Below are 22,701 nucleotides of genomic sequence, written 5' to 3'. Positions count from 1 at the left end.
GCGCGGAGAGAGGGGCTACTATGCCGATTCAGATTCTAGAGCCGACGGTCGCGGCCCAGATCGCCGCAGGCGAGGTGGTTGAGCGGCCTGCGTCGATTGTCAAAGAGCTGATCGAGAATGCGATCGACGCCGGGGCGCGGCGGGTCGATATCGAAGTGCGCGGCGGCGGCGTGCGCGAGCTGAAGATCAGCGACGACGGCTGCGGCATCCCATCCGGCGAGATCGAGATCGCCTTCGAGCGCCACGCCACATCCAAGCTGCGCGTGGCCGACGATCTGTGGTCGATCGCCACGTTGGGCTTTCGCGGCGAGGCGCTGCCGTCGATCGCCTCGGTCTCGCAGCTCACCTGCATCACGCGTACCCAGGATGAGGAGCTGGGCACCGAGCTGCGGATCGCCGGCGGCGAGCTGCAGGCCCGCACGCCGCGCGGCTGCTCGCGCGGCACCACCTTTATCATCCGCAACCTGTTCTACAACGTGCCGGTGCGCCGCGAGTTCCTGCGCTCCGAGGCCACCGAGGCCTCGGCCATATCGGCGATAGTGACACAGTACGCGCTGGCCTACCCCGAGGTGCGCTTCACCATGCTGATCGAGGGGCGGCTGGCGCTGCGCACCAACGGCACGGGCGACCTGCGCGAGAGCCTGGTAGACATGTACGGGCTGGATGTGGCGCGGCAGCTGCTGCCGGTGGAAAGCGAGCACGGCGAGGGCTTCGACCGCGTCCAGGTGCGCGGGATGGTCTCGCCGCCTGGCATCACACGCGGCTCGCGCGGCTACCTGCACGTGTTTGTGAACCGTCGCGCCATCCAGCCGCGCGGCCAGATCGCCTTCGTGATCGAGGAGGCCTACCACACCATGCTGATGAAGGGCCGCCACCCGATCGCGGTTCTGGACATCCAGGTGCACCCCGGCGCGGTGGATGTGAACATCCACCCCACCAAGAGCGAGGTGAAGTTCCGCGACTCGCCGCGCGTGATGAGCGTGCTGGGGCGGTCCATCCGCGACGCGCTGATCGGCGGGGGCGAGGTGCGGCCCTGGGCCGATGCGGGCGAGCCGCCCCAGCCCGAGGTGGCGCAGCGCCGCTTCGAGCTGCGCCGCTTCAGCCCCGCCGAGGGCGGCGAGCCAGCGCGGCAGCCCGAGCCGCTGCCCGAGCGCGAGATCGAGCTGTTCGGCGAGCCTGCGCCCTTCGAGCGCGAGGCCAGCGGCTTCCGGCCCACCCCGGCTATCGCCCGCGCCCCAGCCGATGGGGACGCGCCGCAGCTGCGCGCCGAGAGCTTCCTGGCGCTGGATGTGGAGGATACGCCCGCGCCCGGCTACGCGCCGCCGCCGCGCCCGCCCGCCGCGCCCAGGCTGCCCGAGCTGCGGATCATCGGCCAGGTCGGCCTCACCTACATCATCGCCGAATCGCCCGAGGGCATGTATATGATCGACCAGCACGCCGCCCACGAGCGGGTCTCGTACGAGCGGCTGATGCGGCAGCGCGGCCAGAGCGACATCGAGCAGCAGGGCCTGCTGATGCCGCAGGTGGTGGAGCTGCCCCCGCAGGCCCAGCAGGTGCTGCTGGAAAACCGCGACGAGCTGGCCACCTGGGGCTTCGCGGTCGAGGATTTTGGCACGGCCCTTCAGGTGCGCGCCGTGCCCGCTGGCATCACTGTGAGCGACCTGCCCAGCGCCCTGGCCGAGATCGCCGATAACCTGATGGGCCGGGGCGGCAGCACGCCCGCCGACTGGCGCGAGGCTATCCTGACCACGCTGGCCTGCCACACGTCCATCCGGGCTGGCCAGTCGCTCTCGCTGGCCGAGATGCGCGAGCTGATCGTACAGCTGGAGCAGTGCGAGGCCCCGCGCACCTGCCCGCACGGCAGGCCGACCATGATCCTGATGAGCATCCCGCAGCTTGAGCGGCAGTTTGGCCGGATCAAGTAGGCAGCGCACAAAACGCCGCACGCGCCAGAGCCTTGGTTCTGGCGCGTGCGGCGTTTTGTGCGCGGGCTGTCTTTATGCGCTGTTTTTGCTCGTTTGTGCTGACCTTTGAATCCTAGACTGGATGCGTTCATCTCAGGCCGACCCGACCGATTGCGGCTTCGATAATGATGGTTCCTCTTGAATAGTGGGCGGATGCCCTACGAGGGCGGCGTCCGGGGTCCAGCCCCGGGAACCCTCGCCAGGGGGCATCACCCCCTATTAGATATCACTTTTCCCATTTGCGCTGGGCTTTTTTTAATGAGCGATGGCAGTGGTATGTGTTTGGTGAGTGGATGCCCTGCGCGGGCGGCGCCGAGGGGCCAGCCCCTCGGAACCCCGCCAGGGGGCTACGCCCCCTTGGAACCTCCAATTTTGAGCGTTCCTCTGCTGAAAACTGGCAACTGGTGTTTGTGCATATGGCCATCAAAACCTTAGCGGCACCTTTGCCGCATGGGTCAGGTGGATAAGATTCCGATCTCGGGTGCTGCGCATGGCCTGGCACCCGAGATGGTGTAGTTTGTTACTTCCAGATACCTTGCCCAAATGGGATGGGAAGATTCCCTCGTTTCCCTTCGCGTCTTCGCGCCTTCGTGGTATTCGTTCTCTTGCGTTCTTGGTGATGAATTAACCCTGCCAGGCGCTGCGCCAGCCTGCGCTGCGCGCCACCAGCACGCGCAGCAGCACCAGCGCCGCCACGGCGATCACCGCCAGCACCACGAAGGCTGGGCCAAACGAGCCGCCCTGCTGCTTGGCGATGCCCAGCAGGTTGGGCAGCATGAACCCGCCCACACCGCCGACCGCGCCGACCACGCCGGTGGCCACGCCGATCTGGGCCTGGAAGCGCTGCGGCACCAGCTGGAACACCGAGCCGTTGCCCATGCCCAGGCAGCCGACGCCCACCACCAGCAGGCCCACCATCAGCGCCAGCGGCGGCAGGCTGGATGCGGCCAAGTAGGCCGCCGCGATGCCCACCAGCAGCACGGTGAGCAGCCGCACGCCGCCCACGCGGTCGGCCACGTAGCCGCCCACCGGGCGCAGGCCGCTGCCCACAAACGAGATCAGCGCGGTGTAGAGGCCGGCCTGCACCGCATCGACGCCGTACTGATCGTGGAAGAAGGTGGGCAGGAAGGTGCCCAGGCCCACGTAGCCGCCAAACGTCACGCTGTAGAGCAGGCAGAACCACCACATGTCGCTGGAGCGCAGCGACTCCAGGTAGGTGCGCAGCGGCAGGCCGCGCCCGCCGTCGGGCTTGTCCTTGGCCATCAGGGCGAAGGCCACCAGCACTAGGGCCAGCGGGATCATGGCCAGGCCCAGCACGCCGTGCCAGCCGGTGTAGGGCGCGATGCGCGGGGCGAACAGGTTGGCCAGCACCGTGCCGCTGTTGCCTGCGGCGGCGATGCCCATCACCAGGCCCTGGCGGCCCGCCGGGTACCAGCGGCTGGCCAGCGGCAGCGCCACCGAGAACGACGCGCCCGCCGTGCCCAGCAGCAGGCCGATGGCCAGCAGCTGCGGCAGCGAGGTGCCAAACATCCAGCCCGCCCCCAGCGGCACAAACAGCACCAGCAGCATGATGATGCCCACGCGCTTGCCGCCGTAGGTGTCGCTCAGCAGGCCCAGCGGGATGCGCAGCAGCGAGCCGCTGAGCGTGGGGATGGCAACCATCAGGCCCTTCTGCGCGGGGCTGAGGCCAAGATCCTGCGAGATAAACACCCCGAGCGCGCCGAGCAGCACCCAGAGCATGAAGCACAGGTCGAAGTGCAGAAACGAGGCGATCAGCGTGGGCAGGTGGCCTTCCTTGGCGCGGGCGATGGGCGCAGTTGTTGCGATCTCCATGACGGGTTTCCTCCATGGCGGGGCCGCGCCGTGGCGGGGTGCCACGCGCTGCGGCGGGGGGTGGATAACAGGGAGACGTAGGCCGAGGGGGCGGGCGCACAGGGCCGCGCGCCGCGACGGGCGCAGCCCCAGGCGATCTTCAGCTGCGCCGCTGAAGCCAGCACAGAGCATGGCTGAGAAGGGCGGGCCTTCTCAGCAATAGGGAAGCTCTAGGTGAGAGAAAAGGTGGGCGCTAGGCGCTGCGCAGCTCGCGGCGAACCTCGCGGGGCGAGCAGTGGTAGATCTGGCGGAACGCGGTGCTGAAGTGGGTCACGCTCACATAGCCGAGCGACGTGGCGATGGTCGAGACCGGCAGGGCCGTCTCGGCCAGCAGGAAGTTGGCCTCGCTGAGCCGCATGAGGTTGAAGAAGCGCAGCGGCGAGAGGCCAGTGTAGGTCAGAAAATCACGCTGGAGCTGGCGCGGGCTGACGCTCAGCGACTCGGCGATCTTGGCGATGTTCATGGGGTTGGCCATGCACTCGGCCATCACCGATTGGGCGCGCTCGACCCGCCGCCGCTGCTCCTCGTCGACCCGGCGGGGGGTGGCGAACTGCAGCCGGGCCAGCACATCCACCAGCAGCGCCGCCTGGTTGGCCAGCGCCGCCTCGGGCACCGGGTCGCGCTCGGTGAGCGCGATCATCTGGCGCAGCACGTGCAGCAGCTGCGGCGGGGCGTGCTGCAGGTAGAATCCCCCGCCGCCCAGCGGCGCGGCGTTCAGCTCGGCAAACTGCGGGTGGGTGAGCAGAAAGCTGCGCCAGCTGGCGTGCGACCATGTCACATCCACCACATCCGAGCTAGTGCCAGGCAGCCAGGATGCGCGGGCCGGATCTTTCAGCGGGCCGCTCCAGCAGATCGTGTTCGGCGCGAGCGTCGAGCGCTGCTGCTGGTAGGTGAGATAGCGCGTGCCGCCCAGCGTGATGCGCATGCGCCAGTGGTTCCAGGGCGTCAGCTCGGGTAGAATGGCGTGCTGATCGAAGCGCTGGATCCGCTCGATGCGCATCCCGCTGCACAGCTGCACCAGCGTGGTGTTGATCTGGTGATCATTATGACGAAAGCGAGCCATGGTCGTATTTCACGTGAAACGCTGCGAGGCGCAGGGCCGCTGGCGACCTAGACCTCCAGATACCCGATATCAAGAACAAGCGTCCCGGAACCTTCACCCGCCGCGTGGATCTCGATCAGCGAGCCGCTGGCGATCTCTTCGACGATAGCGAGCGAGATGTGGATAGCGCTGTTGGGCGCGATGGGGAAGTAGCGCATCAGCTTGCCGTCGCGCAGCACCGAGATATTGACCAGGCCCGATACCGTGCTGCCCGCCCGGAAGTAGAGCATGCCAGCGGTGCGGCCCTTCGGCACGCGGTAGCGGAGATCAAGCGGCGTGGGGCTGGCGAGGCCGCGCCCCTCGAAGGTGACGATGGCCTGCAGCAGCACCGGGGTGCCCTCGCTCATGAATGCGCCCATGTGAACACTTTCTTTCCTCAGAGCGCTGCGGGGCGGCGCTGCCACCGCAGGCTCTGGCGGCCTAGCTCGCCGAGCAGGGCGCGGGTCTTGCTCCACCCGTGCGCCGCACCACAGCAAGCATATGGAAGATCTGGTGTGAGTCCGGTCCGAGGCTTCATTGCGTGGCCGCTGCCGTAGCGGGGGTCGCTGGGAGGGGCTGGGCAGGTCAGTGTTTGCGCCCTGCACCTTAGACATTTTATCCTAATATCTAGCCCTCTTGCGATATCTAGAGTATATCACACCTTTCCAACACTCGGACAGGCAGAACACCATTGTACGTTTCTTACAACCGATATATGCTGTTAAAGTGCGGCAAACATGTCGCTTTTTCGAAGGTTGGGGGCATACCGCCACAGCTACACCGCGCTGCGATGGCCTAGACACCCACCTCGGCGGACTCGTCGATCAGGATGGAGATCTCGCCATCTGCCGCCAGCGATACCGAGAAGGCGCGCACCGCGCAGCTGCCGTTGGCGGTCTCGCCAGTGCGCAGGTCGAACTTCCAGCCGTGCAGCGGGCAGATCACCGTCTCGCCGCCCACCAGGCCATCGGCAAGCGGCCCGCCGCGATGCGGGCAGACCGCATCCACCGCGTAGACCTGGCCCGAGCGGGTGTGGAACACCGCGATCTTGCGGCCATCTAGATCAAATGTACGGCCCTCGCCCGCAGGTATTTGTGCAATAGATCCAATAGTGTGGACTTGCGGTATCGACATTACAGGCTCCCTTCATGCGCGGCCACCAGCGGGATGGTGGAGGCAAACTGGTTTGCGGTCTTGGGGCGGTGGGCCTCCAGCCAGGGATCGGTGTAGGCATCCACCGAGTGCTGCATCGCCGCATCCAGCCGCTCGGCAATGCCCTCGGCATCATCCACCACCACGGCGCGGATCTTGGCGATGCCCACGCGCTCGACAAAGCCGTAGGTGCGCTCAAGGTACTTGGCGTTCTCGCGGTAGTACTGGATAAAGCGCCCGGCATACTTCAGCACATCGGCGTGGGTCTCCACGGTGCACAGCAGGTCGCCCTTGCGCACATGCGCGCCGCCCGCGCCGCCCACGTACAGCTCCCAGCGCCCGCCCTCGATCGCCACCGCGCCGACATCCTTTATATAGGCCTCGGAGCAGTTGCGCGGGCAGCCGGTGGTGCCCATCTTGATCTTGGCCGGGCTTTCCAGGCCGTGGAAGCGCTGCTCGATCTCCTTGGCCAGGCCCATGCTGTCGCCCAGGCCGTAGCGGCAGAAGTCGGTGCCGACGCAGCTCTTGCAGGTGCGGAACGACTTGGCGTAGGCGTAGCCCGAGGGCATGCCTAGGTCGGCCCAGACATTCGGCAGGTCGTCCTTGCGGATGCCCAGCAGGTCGATGCGCTGCCCGCCGGTGAGCTTGACCAGCGGCACCTGGTACTTCTCGGCCACCTCGGCGATCCGGCGCAGGTCGGCGGGCGTGGTGACGCCGCCGGGCATCTGGGGCACCACCGAGAAGGTGCCATCGCGCTGGATGTTGCCGTGCACGCGGTCGTTGATGAAGCGGGCGTCGCGCTCATCCTCGTACTCGGCCCCCCAGATCGTCTTGAGCAGCGAGGCCAGGCCGGGCTTGCTGGCCGGATCTTCGAGGCCGCCAGCCAGCGTGGCGAACACGGCGGAGACCGAGCGCAGGCCGCGCGCGGTGATCGCCTCGACCAGCTCGGGCTTGGCCAGCGGCACGCCGGGCACGTAGTAGTGCGCCGAGGGATCCTCGACCATCTCGCCCTCGCAGAAGTGCTCGACCAGCTTGGCCACATTGGATTTACACGAGCCGCAGCCCATGCCTGCGCGGGTGGCGTCCATCACGGCCTTGGGGCTGCGCTTGCCCGCCAGCACGCAGGCGCGGATCGCGCCCTTGCTCACGCCGTTGCAGTTGCAGATCTGGGTGTCGTCGGGCAGGTCGCCCACGCTCTGCTGGGCCGCCTGGCCCAGGTCGAACAGCAGCGCCGCGCGGTCCTCGGGCAGCGGCGTCTCGCGGTCGAACATCTGCATCAGGCTGCCGGCCTTGGCCGTGTCGCCCAGAAGGATGGCCCCGGCCAGCCGGTTCTCGCGGATGATCAGCTTCTTGTAGCGCCCGCGCCGTGGCTCGGAGAACTGCACCACCTCGTCGCGGTCGTCGCGCGGCTCGACCACGCCCATGGAGGCCAGCTCCACGCCCATCACCTTGAGCTTGGTGGCCAGCTTGGAGCCGAGGTAGGCGGCCTGCGGGTTGCGGCCTGTCAGGTGCTCGGCCAGCACCTTGGCCTGCTCCCACAGCGGCGCGACCAGGCCGTAGACCACGCTGCGGTGCTGCACGCACTCGCCCACGGCGAAGATCCGCGAGTCGCTGGTGCGCAGCTGGTCATCCACCATAATCGCACGGTCGACCATCAGCCCGGCATCCTTGGCCAGATCGACATTCGGGCGGATGCCAGCCGAGATCACCACCATATCGCAGGCCAGCTTGCTGCCATCTTTGAAGGCCAGGCCCTCGATCCGCTCCTTGCCCAGCAGCTTCTCGGTGGCCACGCCCACATGCACGTGGATGCCCATCTGCTCCATGCTGTACTTGAGCATGGTGCCAGAGGACATGTCGAGCTGCTGGTTCATCAGGTAGGGCATGATCTGAATGACGTGCACATCGCAGCCGTAGGTGGTGAGGCCGCGCGCCGCCTCCAGGCCCAGCAGGCCGCCGCCGATCACCACGGCGCTGCGGCTCTCCTGCGCCCACTCGGCGATGCGGGTGCAGTCGTCGATGGTGCGGAACACGAACGCGCCGGGCTTGAGCTTGCCATCCGGCGTGCGCAGGCCATCCATGGGCGGCACGAAGGGGCTGCTGCCGGTGGCGATCAGCAGCTGGTCGTAGGGAACCTGGGTCTTATCGGCCAGCTCCACCGTGCGGGTGGCGCGGTGGATGGCGGTGGCGCGCACCCCGGCCAGCAGGCGCACCTGGTTGGTCTCGTACCACTCCAGCGGGTTGAGGAAGATCTCCTCGGAGCGCTGGGTGCCGTTCAGCACGTTGGAGAGCAGGATGCGGTTGTAGTTGCCATACGGCTCGTCGCCGATCATCGTGATCTCGAATATATCGTTGCCGCCGCGCGCCACGATCTCCTCGACGGCGCGAGCGCCCGCCATACCATTGCCGATCACCACAAGCTGTTTTTTCTGCATCATACCTTTCCTTTCTATGCACTCACGCTCGAACTATCGTCAGGCAAGGTCAGCTTCTCAACGCGCACCGCGCAGACTTTGAACTCGGGCATACGCGATATGGGGTCGAGCGCGGGGCTGGTGAGCAGGTTGATGCTGCCCGCGCCGCCCCAGTGAAATGGTGCGAACACCGTATCCATGCGGATGTCGGGGCTGAGCCGCGCGCGCAGGGTGGCGCGGCCACGGCTGCTGGCCACCACCACCAGGTCGCCGCTGGCGATGCCCAGGCTGGCGGCCAGCGCGGGGTGCAGCTCGACAAAGGGCTGCGGCTCGGCCTTGGCCAGCGCGGCGATCCGGCGGGTCTGCGCGCCCGACTGGTACTGGGCCATCACCCGCCCGGTGGTAAGGATGAGCGGGAAGGCGGCGGATGGCTCCTCGGCGGCGGGGCGGTGCTCGACCGCGTGGAAGCGGGCCAGGCCGTCGTCGGTGGCGAAGCGGTCGAAAAACAGGCGGGGCGTGCCGGGGTGGTCGGGGGCGGGGCAGGGCCAGAACACGCCGTCCTCGGCGGCGATGCGCTGGTAGGTGATGCCGCTATAGTCGGCCACGCCGCCAGCGCTGGCGGCCCGCAGCTCGTGGAAGATCGCCTCTGGCTCGTGGGGGAACATGTCGCCGCAGCCCAGGGCCGCCGCCAGCGCCGCGATGATCTCGGTGTCGGTGCGCACGCCCTCGGGCGGGCGGCAGGCGGCCTGGCGCAGCAGCACGCGGCCCTCTAGGTTGGTCATGGTGCCGGTCTCCTCGGCCCACTGGGCGGTGGGCAGCACCACATCGGCCATGGCGGCGGTCTCGGAGAGCACCATGTCGGCCACCACCAGCATGTCGAGCGACTCCAGCCGCTGGCGGATGTGTCCCGCGTTGGGTGCCGAGACCACGATGTTCGAGCCGAAGACCAGCAGCGCGCGCACGCCGCCCGGCCCCAGCGCATCGAGCAGCTCGTAGGCCGAGCGGCCCGGCGGCGGCAGCAGCTCGGGGTCGGTGCCCCAGACGCGGGCGACGTGGGCACGGTGCGCGGGGTTGGCCAGGCTACGGTAGCCCGGCAGCTGGTCGGCCTTCTGGCCGTGCTCGCGCCCGCCCTGGCCGTTGCCCTGGCCGGTGAGGCAGCCGTAGCCGCACAGCGGGCGGCCCGCCTTGCCCAGCGCCAGCGCCAGGTTGATGTAGGACAGCACCGTGTCCACGCCCTTGCTCTGCTGCTCGGGGCCGCGCGCGGTGAGCACCATGGCCGTGCTGGCCTCGCCCAGGATGTGGGCGGCCTGCTCCAGCTGGCGCACCGGCACGCCGGTCAGGCGCTCGACGCGCTCGGGCCAGTACGCGCCGACCACGCGGCGCAGCTCGGCGAAGCCGCTGGTGCGCCCGGCGATAAAGGCCTCGTCGACGAGGCCGTCGCGCAGGGCGATGTGCAGCAGGCCGTGGGCCAGGGCGATGTCGCTGCCGGGGGTGAGCTGGATGTGCAGCGTGGCCTTCTTGGCGGTAGGCGTGGCGCGCGGGTCGACCACGATCAGCCGCCCGCCGCGCTGGAGCTGGGCGTCGAAGTACTGCATCACCGGCGGCATGGTGGCGGCGGCGTTGCTGCCGATCAGCAGGATGGCATCGGTATGGGCGATATCAGCCAGCGGGAAGGGTAGGCCGCGATCCATGCCCAGGGCGCGGATGGAGGCCGCAGCGGCGGAGGACATGCAGAAGCGACCGTTGTAGTCGATGTTCGGCGTGCGCAGCGCCACCCGCGCGAACTTGCCGAGCAGGTAGGCCTTCTCGTTGGTCAGGCCACCGCCGCCGAACACGCCCACCGCCTGCTGGCCGTGGTGCTGCTGGGTGGACAGCAGCCCTGCCGACACGCGGGCCAGCGCCTCTTCCCAGCTGGCAGGGCGCAGGGGGCCGCCCTTGGCATCGCGCACCAAGGGCGTGGTGATGCGGTCGGGGTGATCGAGCAGGTCGGCGGATGTCCAGCCCTTCTGGCAGAGGCCGCCGTTGTTGGTGGGGAACATGCGCGGCGCGACCGTGATCGAGCCGACATGGGGGGCAAGCTCCATCCCACACTGAAGCGCGCAGTACGGGCAGTGAGTCGCAGTCATGGCGTTGTCCATGGCTTGGGCCAGCGTGCCGCCGCCGCGTGGGCGGGGCGCGATATGGCCTAGTGCTGCGGTTGGGCGCTGCGACGCGCTGGGGATGCTGCCCTAGCATTGGGGTGGGTGGAGCAGGGCTACTGTAGCAGGCGTGGGCGGGGCAAGATCGGCGGCATTGTGGCGCGGCGCATCCTGGCGGCATGCGGCGCGGCCAGCCATGTCGCAAAATCGAAACTCGGGGTCCGAGGTCGGGTGGAAAAATCGGGCGCAGGGCCGATACGGGCGCAGATGACACTTTTGTTAACCCTATTATCAAACCTCTATTTTTTTGCTACCATCCCGTTTTAATAGCTGCAGAAACTTTCACAATGAATAGCCGGTACGTTCTACCACAAAGGATCGCGCCATGACGGCCCACGACCAAGCTGTCCCTGATCTGCCGCAGATCAGCCGTAGGGTGTTCCTCCGCCGGGTCGGCGCATCATTGGCTGGCGTCGCAGCCGCCGGGCTGCCCTTCGCCAGCACCCAGGCGGCCCCAGCCGCATCGCTTCCGATCGCTGTAATTGTTCCCGAATCACCTCGTGTTGTTGGAATCGGCACGCAGCTGCTGCGCGGGATGTCCGCTGCCAGCCCCGAGCTTGCGATCACCCCGTTCACCTACCAGCGGCCCACGCAGGCCCTCGGGGCCGCCCGCGAGGCCGCCGCATCCGGCCAGTTTGCCGCCGTCGTCGGCATGCTGAGCCACCACCACGCCGCCGACATCGGCCCCGCGCTGCAGGCCAGCGGGGTGCCGCTGATCGTGGCCGACATGGGGGCCAACATGCCCCGGCCCGGCCAGGATGCGCCCTACGTGCTGCGCAGCTCGCTGGGCATGTGGCAGGCCGCATGGGCCTTGGGCAGCCACGCCGCCCGCACCCAGGGCCGCGAGGCCATCGTGGCCAGCAGCCTGTACGAGAGCGGCTACGACCTGCTGTTCGCCTTCCGCCAGGGCTTCGAGCAGGCGGGCGGCACAATCGTGGCCAGCCACGTGACCCACGTGGCCGGGCAGGATGGCCTGGGCGCGCTGTACGAGCGCGTGCGCGCCGAGCGCCCATCCCTGGTGGCGGCCTTCTACTCGGGCAGCGAGGCCGAGGCGTTCGTGGCTGGCTACCGCGAGGCCGGGCTGGCCACCCCGCTGGTGGGGCTCGCCCCGCTGGCCGAGGCCGCCGCGCTACCCGCAGGCACGCTCACCGCCGCCACGTGGTCGCCCGACCTAGCCAGCGGCGGGGCGGCCCAGTTCCAGCGGGCCTACCAGGCCGCCCACGGCCATGCCCCCGACGCCTACGCCGCGCTGGGCTACGACACCGCCAAGCTGCTGGCCCACGCCCGCCGCCAGGGCGGCGCGCTACGCGACAGCCTGGCCAGCATATGGCTGACCGGCGCACGCGGGCCGCTGGCGCTGGCCCACCAGGGCGCGGCTGGCACGCTGCCGATCTTTCTGCGCGCCACCGACGGCGTGCACACCACCACCATCGGCCAGCTGGCCGCACCCGCCGAGGCCGCCGTGGCCCAGGCGCTCGCGGGCATCGGGGCCAAAACCGGCTGGCTCGGCGCATACCTCTCCCTCTAGCAAACAAACGAATACACGCGCTGCTGCGGAACACTGCCCCAGCGGCGCGTGCAAAGGCGCACCGCTATGAGCACACCAGCATTCACCCTGCGGCCCATCGTATCAGGCGACACGCCCTTTCTGCAGCAGCTCTACGCCAGCACCCGCGATGATCTAGCGCTGGTGCCGCACTGGACTGAGCAGCAGAAGCAGCTGTTCTGCCACATGCAGTTCAGCGCCCAGCACCATCACTACATGCAGCACTTCCCCCACGCCAGCTATAGCGTCGTGGAGGTGGGCGGGCAGCCGGTGGGGCGCTGGTATGTGGACCCGCGCGACGGCGCGCTGCACGTGCTGGATGTGGCCCTCCTGCCCGCGTGGCGCAGGCGCGGCATCGGCGGGCAGCTGATGCGCGGCCTGATGGATACGGCGGCGGCCAACGGCATGCGAGTGAGCCTGTATGTCTACGCCGAGGGCAACCCGGCGCGGCGCTTCTACCGGCGGCTGGGCTTTGTAGAGGGGAAGCTAGACGGCATGCACATGTTTATGGACTGGGCACCGCAGGAGAAGGAGTAGTAATATGGCAACCCCCTATATCGGCGAGATCCGCATGTTCGCAGGCAGCTTCGCCCCCGCCGGGTGGGCGTTCTGCGACGGCAGACTGCTTGCGATCTCGGAGAACGACGCCCTGTTTAACCTGATCGGCACTACCTACGGCGGCGATGGGCAGAGCACCTTCGCCCTGCCCGACCTGCGCGGGCGCGCGCCGGTGCACTTTGGCACGCTGAGCGGCGGGCAGACTTACATCATCGGCCAGCAGGCCGGAGTAGAGCAAGTCACCCTGATCACCACGCAGATCCCCGCGCACACCCACGCGCCCCAGGCCACCACCAACAACGGCGATACCGACTCGCCCGAGGGCGCGCGCTGGGCGCGCGTGACCAACAACCCGCCCTACCGCGACCAGGACCCCAACGTGACCATGGGCACAGCGGGCACGGCGATCAGCGGCAGCGTGGGCGGCTCGCAGCCGCACGACAATATGCAGCCCTACCTGACGATCAGCTTCATCATCTCGCTGTACGGCATCTTCCCAAGCCAGACATAGGCGCACGAAAGGACCACCACGATGTCCGACCAATTCCTTGGCGAGATCCGCATGTTCGCTGGGAACTTTGCCCCAGTGGGCTGGGCCTTCTGCAATGGCCAACTGATGCCGATCTCGCAAAATACTGCCTTATTTTCGCTGCTGGGCACCTACTACGGCGGCGATGGCAAGAGCACCTTCGCCCTGCCCAACCTAATCGGGAACGTGCCCATCCACCAGGGCCAGGGGCCGGGCCTCTCAGAGCACTATCTCGGCGAGGCGAGCGGCACAGAGAGCGTCACGCTGCTAACAAGCGAGATACCCGCCCACACCCACACTACCCAGGCGCAGTCAAATCCTGGCGGGGTCAACTCGCCCACCAATATGGCGTGGGCGGCCCAGCGCAGCGCGGCAAACTACATCAGCAGCGCAAACGTGAACATGGCCGCCGACGCGCTGGCGCTCGCCGGCGGCTTCCAGCCCCATAACAACATGCAGCCATACCTTGTGGTGACCTTCATCATCGCGCTGCAGGGCATCTTCCCGCCACGAGGCTAGCCGCCAACAAGGAGCAAACCGATGTCCGAGCCATATCTCGCCGAGATCCGCGTGGTCTCGTTTAACTTTCCGCCAAAGGGCTGGGCCTTCTGCAACGGCCAGCTGCTGTCGATCAACCAGAACCAGGCGCTGTTCTCGCTGCTGGGCACCACCTACGGCGGCAATGGCCAGACCACCTTCGCCCTGCCCGACTTCCGAGGCCGTGTGCCGATGCACTTTGGCAACAGCTGGACGCTGGGCCAGCGCGCTGGCGAGGAGTTCCACACGGTCACGCTGCCCGAGATGCCGACGCACAGCCACCAGCTGCGGGCATCCAGCGCGCCCGCCGACACGCGGGTGCCCACCAACAACTACTGGGCCAGCATGAGCGGGGCTTACAGCACCGGCGCGGCCAACACCCTGATGCGCAGCAACGACATCGGCAGCACCGGCGGATCGCAGCCCCATGAGAATCGCATGCCATTCCTAACCGTTACGTTCATCATCGCCCTTCAGGGGATCTTCCCGTCGCAGAGCTAGCACCATATGGATAAAACGCTCACCATCGGCGTGCTGACGCCGCCAACCGCAAGATCGCCGATCGGCGAACGGGTGCTTGCTGGCATCCGCAGCCTGGGCGCGCAGATCGACCACGCCGAGCTGCCGCCGGGGCACGCCCCCGCCGTGCAGCATGCCGAGCGTCTGCTGGCGCATGGCGGTGCCGACATCCTGGTGGGCGTGCTGCACGCCGGCCTCACCGCCGAGGTGGCCGAGATCTGCCAGCGGCACGGGCGGCTGCTGATCGCCATCTCGCTGGGCGAGAATATCGCCCGCTACCCCGAGCTGCACCCATACTGCTTCCAGATCACGCTGGGCCTGTGGCAGGGCCAGTGGGCGCTGGGCAGCTGGGCGGCGCAGAAGCTCGGGCGGCGCTGCGCCAGCGTGCTGGATTTCTACCACAGCGGGTACGACGCCTGCGCCGCCTTCCAGACGGCCTTCGCGCAGGCGGGCGGCAGCGCGCAGGGCACCCTGCTGGTGCACACGCCAACCGGCGGCTGGGATGCCGACCAGGCCCGCCGCATGATCGCCAGCGCCAGCCCCGACATGATCTACGCGGGGCTGCGCGGCGGTGCCGCGCGCGACTTCCTGCGCTTCTACGCCGAAGAGGAGCTGAGCATCCCGCTGGTCGGCACGCCGAGCCTGGCGCTGGCCGCCCGCTCGCTCGGCATCGCCGCCGCCACCGCCGCAGGCTGGCCCGCCGAGTGCGAGCCGTGGGCTGCGCTCGGGCAGCAGGCCGCCCAGCTGGTGACGATCGGCATGGCGGCGGCGGATGGCGACCCTCAGCAGATCCAGCAGATCGGGCTGGCCATGGCGGAAGCGCGCTGGGAAGGCCCGCTGGGGCAGGCGCGCATGGAGCCGCGCACCCAGTGCGCCGAGCCGCCGCTGCTGCTCTGGGCGGGCAATGATGCGCACCAGCGGCTCGCTGGGCCAGCCGAGGTATCAGCTGCCCTGGCCGAGCTGCGCGACGGCCCGCGCTCGGGATGGCTGGATAGCTACGAGAGCTTCGAGAACTAGTCGTTGCCCACCGGCCACCCCACGGCGCGGGCGGCCACACTACAAAAGGTACTCATTGGGAAGGGCTGGCCATTCCAGCCCGAAAGGCATGTATGCGCAGACAATTCACTTTGTCGCTGGTGACTCTGCTATCGCTGCTCTCACACGTTATTCCGCCCACCGCCCAGCCGGTACAGGCCCAGCCAGCCACGGTCGCCGCCACACCCGCGCGCAGCCCGATCATCGCGGCGGGCGGCGGCTACCAGATCGTCAACGCCGACCACACCGCCCAGTTCGCGGCGGATGGTCTTGACTTTATCCCCCGCCACGGCGGCACGACGTGGTCGTGGCGGCTGGGCGCGGTGCGCTCCGGCGCGGGCGAGGCGCTCGCGGGCGTCAGCACGCGCCCGGTGGCCCCGAGGCCGCTAGACACCACCACCGTGGGCTACGACCGCGGCGGCATTGTCGAGCAGTATGTGGCCCGCCAGCGCACGGTCGAGCAGCAGTTTGTGCTGCCCGCCCCCCTGGCGCTGGGCGGCGACGACCTCGTGATCGAGGGCAGCGTGGCCAGCGCAGGCGCGTTCGCCACCACCAGCGGCGGCTGGCGCTGGGCCGACCCCAGCGGCGGCGTGAGCCTGGGCCAGGTGTATGTCTACGACGCCACGGGCGCGAGCATCCCGGCCAGCTTCGACGTGCAGGCCGACCGCACCACGCTGCGCGTGGACGGCGCGGCGCTGGCCCAGGCCGCCTACCCTGTGACCATCGACCCGCAGATCGGCACCGACGACGTGCGCCTGAGCACCATGGGCACCGACGGCGATGTGAACACCCAGGCGCTCGCACCCGCCATCGCCTACAACAGCACCGCCAAGGAGTACCTGGTGGTCTGGTCGGGCGACCCCACCGACACGGGCAGCGACGAGCAGCTGCAGATCTGGGGCCAGCGCGTAGATGCCGTGAGCGGCGCGCCGATCGGGGGCGACTTCCTGATCGGCTACAATGGCACCCTGGACGATGTGAACTATGACGCCCGCGACCCCTCGGTGGCCTACAACCCGGCGACGAACCAGTACCTGGTGGTCTGGTCGGGCACGCGCATCTTCTGGAGCGCCTTCGGCACACAGGAGCCGGAGATCTACGGCCAGCTGGTGAGCGCCAACGGCACGCTCAGCGGCAGCATGACCCGATACTCGCAGATGGATGACGCCGCACAAGATGGCACCGACGCCCGCTACCCCGACGTGGCCTACAACTCGATCAGCGGCGAGTACCTGATCGCATGGGCGGGCCAAGAGGTCTTTCTGGATGACGAGATCTACATCCAGCGCGTCACAAGCGCCGGAGTCGAGACCGGCACCAACGATCAGCAGATCAGCCTGATGGGCAACCCCGCCGCGCCAGACCCCAGCGTCTTCTTCGCCGACAAGCCAAAGATCGCCGTGGACACCATCACTGGCTCATCTCTGGTGGTGTGGGCGGGCGACGACCTGGACACCAGCGGATCGCTGATCACCGAAATCTACAGCCAGCTCCTCACCTCCGCCGGGGCCGAGACCGGCACCGACGACCAGCAGATCAGCATGATGGGCAGCTCGGCCATCGATGGGTTTACCGCCGTCGACCCCGATGTGGCCTTCAACTCGACCACCGGGTCATACTTCGTCGTGTGGTCAGGCGAGGACACCGGCACCGACGGCGAGTTCGAGATCTACGGCCAGCGGCTCTCGAACGCTGGGGCCGAGGTTGGCACCGACGACATGCGGCTCAGCTTCGCAGGCAGTACGGGCAACACCACCTACCAGGCAAAAGATCCGACGCTGGCCTACAACCCCACGGCCAACGAGTACCTCGTGACCTGGAGCGGCGACGACTCGCTCAACACCACGCGGGCCGACGGCACCAGCGACAACCTGATCGACAACGATACCGAGATCCTCGGCAAACGCCTGAGCGCCACGGGGGCGACGGTGGAGGACACCTTCCGCATCAGCACCATGGGCAACATCGGCAGCACAGCCGGCAATGCCCTAGCCCCCGCCGTGGCCTACAGCGAGGCCAGCAACAACAGCTACTATACCGTCTGGCAGGGCAGCGACAACCCAACCCTAACAGATGTGGAGATCTATGGACAGCAGGTCGCGCCATGGGCCGACCTCCAGGTCAGCATCGCAAAGACCGGCACCGGACTGCCGGGCAGCGCGGCCAGCTACACCATCACCTACAGCAACGCCGGGCCAGACCCCATCCCCGGTGTGCGGATCATGGCCACGCTGCCTGCCACGCTCACCTCGCCCAGCTACACATCCAGCCCCACGGTGGGCACGGTGGCAGGCGCGCCCTACACCTTTGACATCGGCTCGCTGGCATCCGGCGCGAGCGGCACGATCACGATCAACGCCACGATCTCGCCCTCGGCCAGCGCAGGCACCGCCGTGACCGTGGCCCCCACGATCGGCGCGACCTCGCTGTACAAGGAGCTGGACACCGCCAACAACACCGCCAGCGCCACCATCACCGTGGTTGCCCCCGAGCTGCAGACCGTCACCACCATCACCACCGCCACGGGCGGCGTGGATGCGGGCGACAGCGTGCGCTACCAGATCCGCGTCAGCCACACCACCAACAGCAACGCCGGCGCCTACAATGTGGATGTGAGCGACACATTCCCTGCATCGCTCCAGAACTTCACGCTGGTGAGCGCGATCGTCAGCGACGGGGCGACCAGCACCAATGTGAGCGGCAACTTCTCGCTCGGCGGCGGCGCGCTGAGCACCACCGGCGCGATCAACCTGCTGCAGGATACCAATGGCAGCAACGACCAAGTGCTGACGGTGATCGTGCAGGGCAAGGTGAGCGACAGCATCGCCCCCGGCGCAACTATCAGCAACAGCGCCACCGCCACCTGGGAGAACAGCCTGGGCAACCAGGCCGCCAACTACACTTCTACCGGCAACGCGCCAAATATCACCGCAGCCACGGCCTTCAGCCTGAGCAAGAGCGTGAGCACCGCCACCGCCAAGATCGGCAACACGGTCACCTATGAGCTGAGCATCACGATGATGGAGGGCACCACCAGCAACCTCAGCATTGTGGACACCCTGCCCGCAGGCGTGACCTACAACACTGGCTCCTCGGCAGTCAGCGCAAACGGCATGACGATCGCGACGATCATCGTCTCGCGGGTCGGCCAGACGCTGACGTTCAGCACGGCCAGCGTCACCAACCCCGGTAATGTCGATAACGCATCGGCGACCGACACGGACACCTTCACGATCAGCTACAGCGTGACGGTGAACAACGGCCTGGCCGACGGGGCCACGCTGGTGAACGACGCCGACGGCAGCGCCACCGGTGTGACCGCCGACAACAACAACACCGCCACCATCACCGTCTCGAACGACGCGCCGACGGTGAGCGGCAGCAGCGCCGCCAACGTGGCCAACCCCCAGAATGGCGACACCACCTACGACTTCACCGTGACCTACAGCGATGACGCCGCGATCAGCGCGGCCACGCTGGGCAACGGCGATGTGCTGGTGACCGGCTCCAGCAGCTTCAGCCAGGCCGCGACGCTGGTGAGCTTCACGCCTACCGGAAACGGCTCGCCGCGCACCGCCACCTACCGCATCACGCCACCCGGCGGCGCGTGGGACGATGCCGACAACGGCACCTACACCATCAGCGTGGTCGCAAACGAGGTCGGCGATGTCGGCACGCGCTTCGTGGCGGCGGGCGATGTCACCACCTTCTCGGTGTTTATCGATGTGACCCCGCCCGACACCACCATCGACAGCCAGCCAACCAACCCGACCAACAACCCTAGCGCCACCTTCACCTTTAGTGGCAGCGACAATGTCACACCCGCAGGAAGCCTAACGTTTATGTGCTCACTGGATGGCGCTGCCGCCACCAGCTGCACCAGCCCACAAAACTACCCCGTCCTGGCCAATGGCAGCCACACCTTCACGGTCTACGCCGTGGACGGCCTGGGCAATGCCGACCCGACGCCCGCCAGCTCCAGCTGGACGATCGACACCACCGCGCCCGACACCACCATCGTCAGCGGCCCGCCCGCGCTGGTCAGCAGCTCCAGCGCCACGTTTGACTTCAGCGCCACCGAGACCGCCACCTTCCAGTGCAGCCTGGACGGCGGGGTCTACGCCACCTGCACCGATCCGGTCACCTTCAGCGGCCTGAGCGACGGCAGCCACACCTTCAGCGTGCGCGCCATCGACACGGCGGGCAACACCGACCCGACGCCCGCCACCTACAGCTGGACGGTCGACACCACCGCGCCGGATACCACCATCGATAGCCAGCCCGCCAACCCGACCACCAGCACCAGCGCCAGCTTCAGCTTCAGCGCGAACGAGACCGCCACCTTCGAGTGCAAGCTGGATAGTGGGGCCTACGCCGCCTGCACCAGCCCGCAGAGCTACACCGGCCTGAGCGAGGGCAGCCACACCTTCAGCGTGCGCGCTACCGATGCGGCGGGCAATGTCGACCCCACCCCGGCCACCTACACCTGGGTGATCGACACCACTGCGCCGGACACGACCATCGACAGCCAGCCGACTAACCCGACCAATAGCACCAGCGCCACCTTCACCTTTAGCGGCAGCGACAATGTGACGCCCGCCGCCAGCCTGAGCTTCATGTGCTCGCTGGATGGTGCTGCCGCCACCAGCTGCACCAGCCCGCAGAGCTACCCCAGCCTGGCCAACGGCAGCCACACCTTCACGGTCTACGCCGTGGACGGCCTGGGCAACGCCGACGCGACGCCCGCCAGCTACAGCTGGACGGTCGACACCACCGCCCCCGATACGACCATCGTCAGCGGCCCGCCCGCGCTGGCCAGCAGCGCCAGCGCCACGTTTGACTTCAGCGCCACCGAGACCGCCACCTTCCAGTGCAGGCTGGATGGCGGACCCTACGCCGCCTGCTCCGACCCGGTCACCTTCGCAAGCCTGAGCGATGGCGCTCACACCCTGAGTGTGTTCGCTGTGGATGCGGCGAGCAATGTCGACCCCACCCCGGCCACCTACGCCTGGACGGTCGACACCACCGCGCCCGACACCACCATCGACAGCCAGCCCGCCAACCCCAGCAACAGCACCAGCGCCACGTTCGACTTTAGCGCGAGCGAGAGCGCCACCTTCGAGTGCAAGCTGGATGGCGAGGCCTACGCCGCCTGCACCAGCCCACAGAGCTACACCGGCCTGGCCGATGGCAGCCACACTTTCAGCGTGCGCGCTACCGATGCGGCGGGCAATCTCGACCCCACCCCGGCCAGCTACACCTGGCTGATCGATGCGAGCGCACCGGACACCACGATCGATAGCCAGCCCGCCAACCCCAGCAACAGCGCCAGCGCCACGTTCGACTTTAGCGCGAACGAGACCGCCACCTTCGAGTGCAAGCTGGATAGCGGGGCCTACGCCGCCTGCACCAGCCCGCAGAGCTACACTGGCCTGAGCGAGGGCAGCCATACCTTCAGCGTGCGCGCCACCGACACGACCGGCAATGTTGACCCCACCCCGGCCAGCTACACCTGGACGGTCGACACCATCGCGCCGACCGTGACCTTCGCGCAGGCCCCGGCCCAGGCCGACCCGACCGGCAGCGCGCCGATCAGCTTCCTGGCCACCTTCAGCGAGCCGGTGACCGGATTCATCACCAAGAGCATCGACCTGAGCGCCAGCACCGCGCCTGGCCCGCTGGCGGCCACCATCACCGAGATCGCACCCAACGACGGCACCACCTACAGCGTCACCGTGAGCGGCATGACCGGCGGCGGCGATGTGGTGGCCGCGCTGAACCCAGGGGCGGCAAGCGACGCGGCGGGCAACTTCAGCGGCGCGCCTGCCCCCGCCGACACAACCGTGACCTTCGACCCGGTCGCGCCGGTCGTCACAGGCGTGATCCGCCTGGATGCCGACCCGACCAACGCGGCGAGCGTGCAGTTCCAGGTCACCTTCGCCAAGGCCGTGACGGGCGTGGACGCGGGCGACTTCGCCCTAACCGTGTCCAGCATCACCGGCGCGAGCGTGACCGGCGTGAGCGGCAGTGGCACCACCTACACCGTGACGGTGGGCACTGGCACGGGCGACGGCACGCTGCGTCTGGATGTGCTGGCCAACGGCAGCATCGCCGATTCGGCGGGCAACCCGCTGGCGGCGGGCTACACCGCTGGCGAGCACTACACCCTGGATCGCACCGCCCCGGCGACCACGCTGGCCCTGGCGGCTGGCCAGCTGCCCACCACGCTGCTCGCGCCGGTGGAGTTCACCGCCGTGTTCGGCGAGCCGGTGAGCGGGCTAGACGCATCCGATGTCGACCTGAGCGCCAGCACCGCGCCTGGCACGCTGGTGGCCGCCGTCACCGAGATCGCACCCAACGACGGCACCACCTACCGCATCAGCGTGAGCGGCATGGCCGACACGGGCAAGGTCGCTATCGCCCTGCCTGCGGGCGCGGCGGTGGATGCGGCAACCAACGCCAGCGCGGCATCCGCCGTGGCCAGCGTGGACTACGTCAACCCCGACGGCGATGAGGATGCCGACCATGTGAAGAACAGCGCCGAGGATCTGAACGCCGACCACAACCCCGCCAACGACGACACCGATGGCGACGGCATCCCCAACTACCTGGATGCCGATGACGACGGCGACGGCATCCCCACCATCGACGAGGACACCAACGGCGATGGCGACCCGACCAACGATATCGGCAGCAGCGGCAAGCCCGCCTACCTCGAAGGGGTGTTCCGCACCTTCCTGCCGCTGGTGATGACCGCCGCAGCCGACCTGATGCCCGACCTGGTGGTGCAGGAGATCCGCGTGGCCAGCGGCGCGGTGGAGGTGGTGGTGAAGAACCAGGGCGACGGCCCGGTCAACGATCCGTTCTGGGTCGACCTCTACGTCAGCCCGACCACACCGCCCACCAAGGTCAACCAGATCTGGCAGACCCAGGGCGGCGGCGGGGCGGCCTGGGGCGTCACCGGCACGGCGCTGCCGCTTGCGCCGGGGGCAACCCTGACTCTGCGGGTGGGCGACGCCTACTTCCGCGCCGACATGAGCGAGCTGCCCGTCAGCCTGCCCGCAGGCACCGCGCTCTACGCCCAGGCCGACTCGGCCAACACCGAGACGACCTACGGCGCAGTGCTGGAGCGCCACGAGCGCGACGGCGGCCCGTACAACAACATCGCCTCGGCCAGCGTGCCCGCCAGCACAGCGCTGGGCAGCGCGCCGCGCGCAGCCGCTGGCGCGGCGGTGACCGCCCTGCCCAAGCGACCGGCCAAGTAGCAGCTACGCCATCGCCCTGGCCGCGCGCCAG

14 protein-coding genes are annotated in these 22,701 nt (G+C 68.2%); 8 read left to right on the top strand and 6 right to left on the bottom strand.

The features are described from left to right. The first annotated feature begins 20 nt into the window (after positions 1-20). Entirely contained in the window at positions 21-1,925 is a 1,905-nt protein-coding gene (gene mutL, locus F8S13_14830) for a DNA mismatch repair endonuclease MutL (protein ID KAB8142263.1), read from the top strand. A gap of 663 nt (positions 1,926-2,588) precedes the next feature. Here the strand turns inward: mutL and F8S13_14825 are convergent. The 6 genes from F8S13_14825 to F8S13_14800 all read right to left on the bottom strand — a co-directional run bounded on the left by F8S13_14825 (position 2,589) and on the right by F8S13_14800 (position 10,621). Then, on the bottom strand, positions 2,589-3,797 hold the full coding sequence (locus F8S13_14825) for a NarK/NasA family nitrate transporter (protein ID KAB8142262.1): 1,209 nt from the start codon (positions 3,795-3,797) through the stop codon (positions 2,589-2,591). A gap of 232 nt (positions 3,798-4,029) precedes the next feature. Then, positions 4,030-4,899: a helix-turn-helix transcriptional regulator gene (locus F8S13_14820; protein KAB8142261.1), complete on the bottom strand. Its 870-nt coding sequence runs from the start codon at positions 4,897-4,899 to the stop codon at positions 4,030-4,032. A 47-nt stretch (positions 4,900-4,946) separates the two neighbouring features. Further along, positions 4,947-5,297 carry a molybdopterin oxidoreductase gene (locus tag F8S13_14815; protein ID KAB8142260.1) on the bottom strand — a complete coding sequence of 117 codons (351 nt, stop codon included), beginning with the start codon at positions 5,295-5,297 and terminating at the stop codon, positions 4,947-4,949. Positions 5,298-5,712: 415 nt separating this feature from the next. Continuing rightward, positions 5,713-6,051 carry a nitrite reductase small subunit NirD gene (nirD, locus tag F8S13_14810; protein KAB8142259.1) on the bottom strand — a complete coding sequence of 113 codons (339 nt, stop codon included), beginning with the start codon at positions 6,049-6,051 and terminating at the stop codon, positions 5,713-5,715. Continuing rightward, positions 6,051-8,507, bottom strand: coding sequence for an NAD(P)/FAD-dependent oxidoreductase (locus F8S13_14805; protein ID KAB8142258.1), 2,457 nt, complete (start codon positions 8,505-8,507; stop codon positions 6,051-6,053). The genes nirD and F8S13_14805 overlap by 1 nt, the downstream gene beginning before the upstream one ends. Before the next feature lie 11 nt (positions 8,508-8,518). After that, complete coding sequence (locus tag F8S13_14800; GenBank protein ID KAB8142257.1) at positions 8,519-10,621, bottom strand: molybdopterin oxidoreductase family protein; 2,103 nt, start codon at positions 10,619-10,621, stop codon at positions 8,519-8,521. A 385-nt stretch (positions 10,622-11,006) separates the two neighbouring features. Between F8S13_14800 and F8S13_14795 the strand changes: the two genes are divergently transcribed. From F8S13_14795 to F8S13_14765, 7 genes are all read left to right on the top strand, one after another. Continuing rightward, positions 11,007-12,209 (top strand): ABC transporter substrate-binding protein, encoded by a 1,203-nt coding sequence (locus F8S13_14795; GenBank protein KAB8142256.1) that lies wholly within the window; start codon positions 11,007-11,009, stop codon positions 12,207-12,209. Positions 12,210-12,275: 66 nt separating this feature from the next. After that, entirely contained in the window at positions 12,276-12,764 is a 489-nt protein-coding gene (locus F8S13_14790; GenBank protein ID KAB8142255.1) for a GNAT family N-acetyltransferase, read from the top strand. A 4-nt stretch (positions 12,765-12,768) separates the two neighbouring features. Then, a complete protein-coding gene (locus F8S13_14785) occupies positions 12,769-13,296 on the top strand; it encodes a phage tail protein (protein ID KAB8142254.1) in 528 nt (175 codons plus the stop codon). 21 nt (positions 13,297-13,317) lie between these two features. Continuing rightward, a complete protein-coding gene (locus F8S13_14780; protein KAB8142253.1) occupies positions 13,318-13,833 on the top strand; it encodes a phage tail protein in 516 nt (171 codons plus the stop codon). A gap of 21 nt (positions 13,834-13,854) precedes the next feature. Then, positions 13,855-14,352 carry a phage tail protein gene (locus F8S13_14775; GenBank protein ID KAB8142252.1) on the top strand — a complete coding sequence of 166 codons (498 nt, stop codon included), beginning with the start codon at positions 13,855-13,857 and terminating at the stop codon, positions 14,350-14,352. A 6-nt stretch (positions 14,353-14,358) separates the two neighbouring features. After that, complete coding sequence (locus F8S13_14770) at positions 14,359-15,387, top strand: ABC transporter substrate-binding protein (GenBank protein KAB8142251.1); 1,029 nt, start codon at positions 14,359-14,361, stop codon at positions 15,385-15,387. Between the two features lie 92 nt (positions 15,388-15,479). Beyond that, positions 15,480-22,670, top strand: coding sequence for an isopeptide-forming domain-containing fimbrial protein (locus tag F8S13_14765; protein ID KAB8142250.1), 7,191 nt, complete (start codon positions 15,480-15,482; stop codon positions 22,668-22,670). Positions 22,671-22,701 lie beyond the last annotated feature (31 nt).

This window comes from Chloroflexia bacterium SDU3-3 (assembly GCA_009268125.1).
Taxonomy (GTDB): Bacteria; Chloroflexota; Chloroflexia; order Chloroflexales; family Roseiflexaceae; genus SDU3-3.
This window is presented reverse-complemented; position numbering and strand designations above follow the sequence as displayed.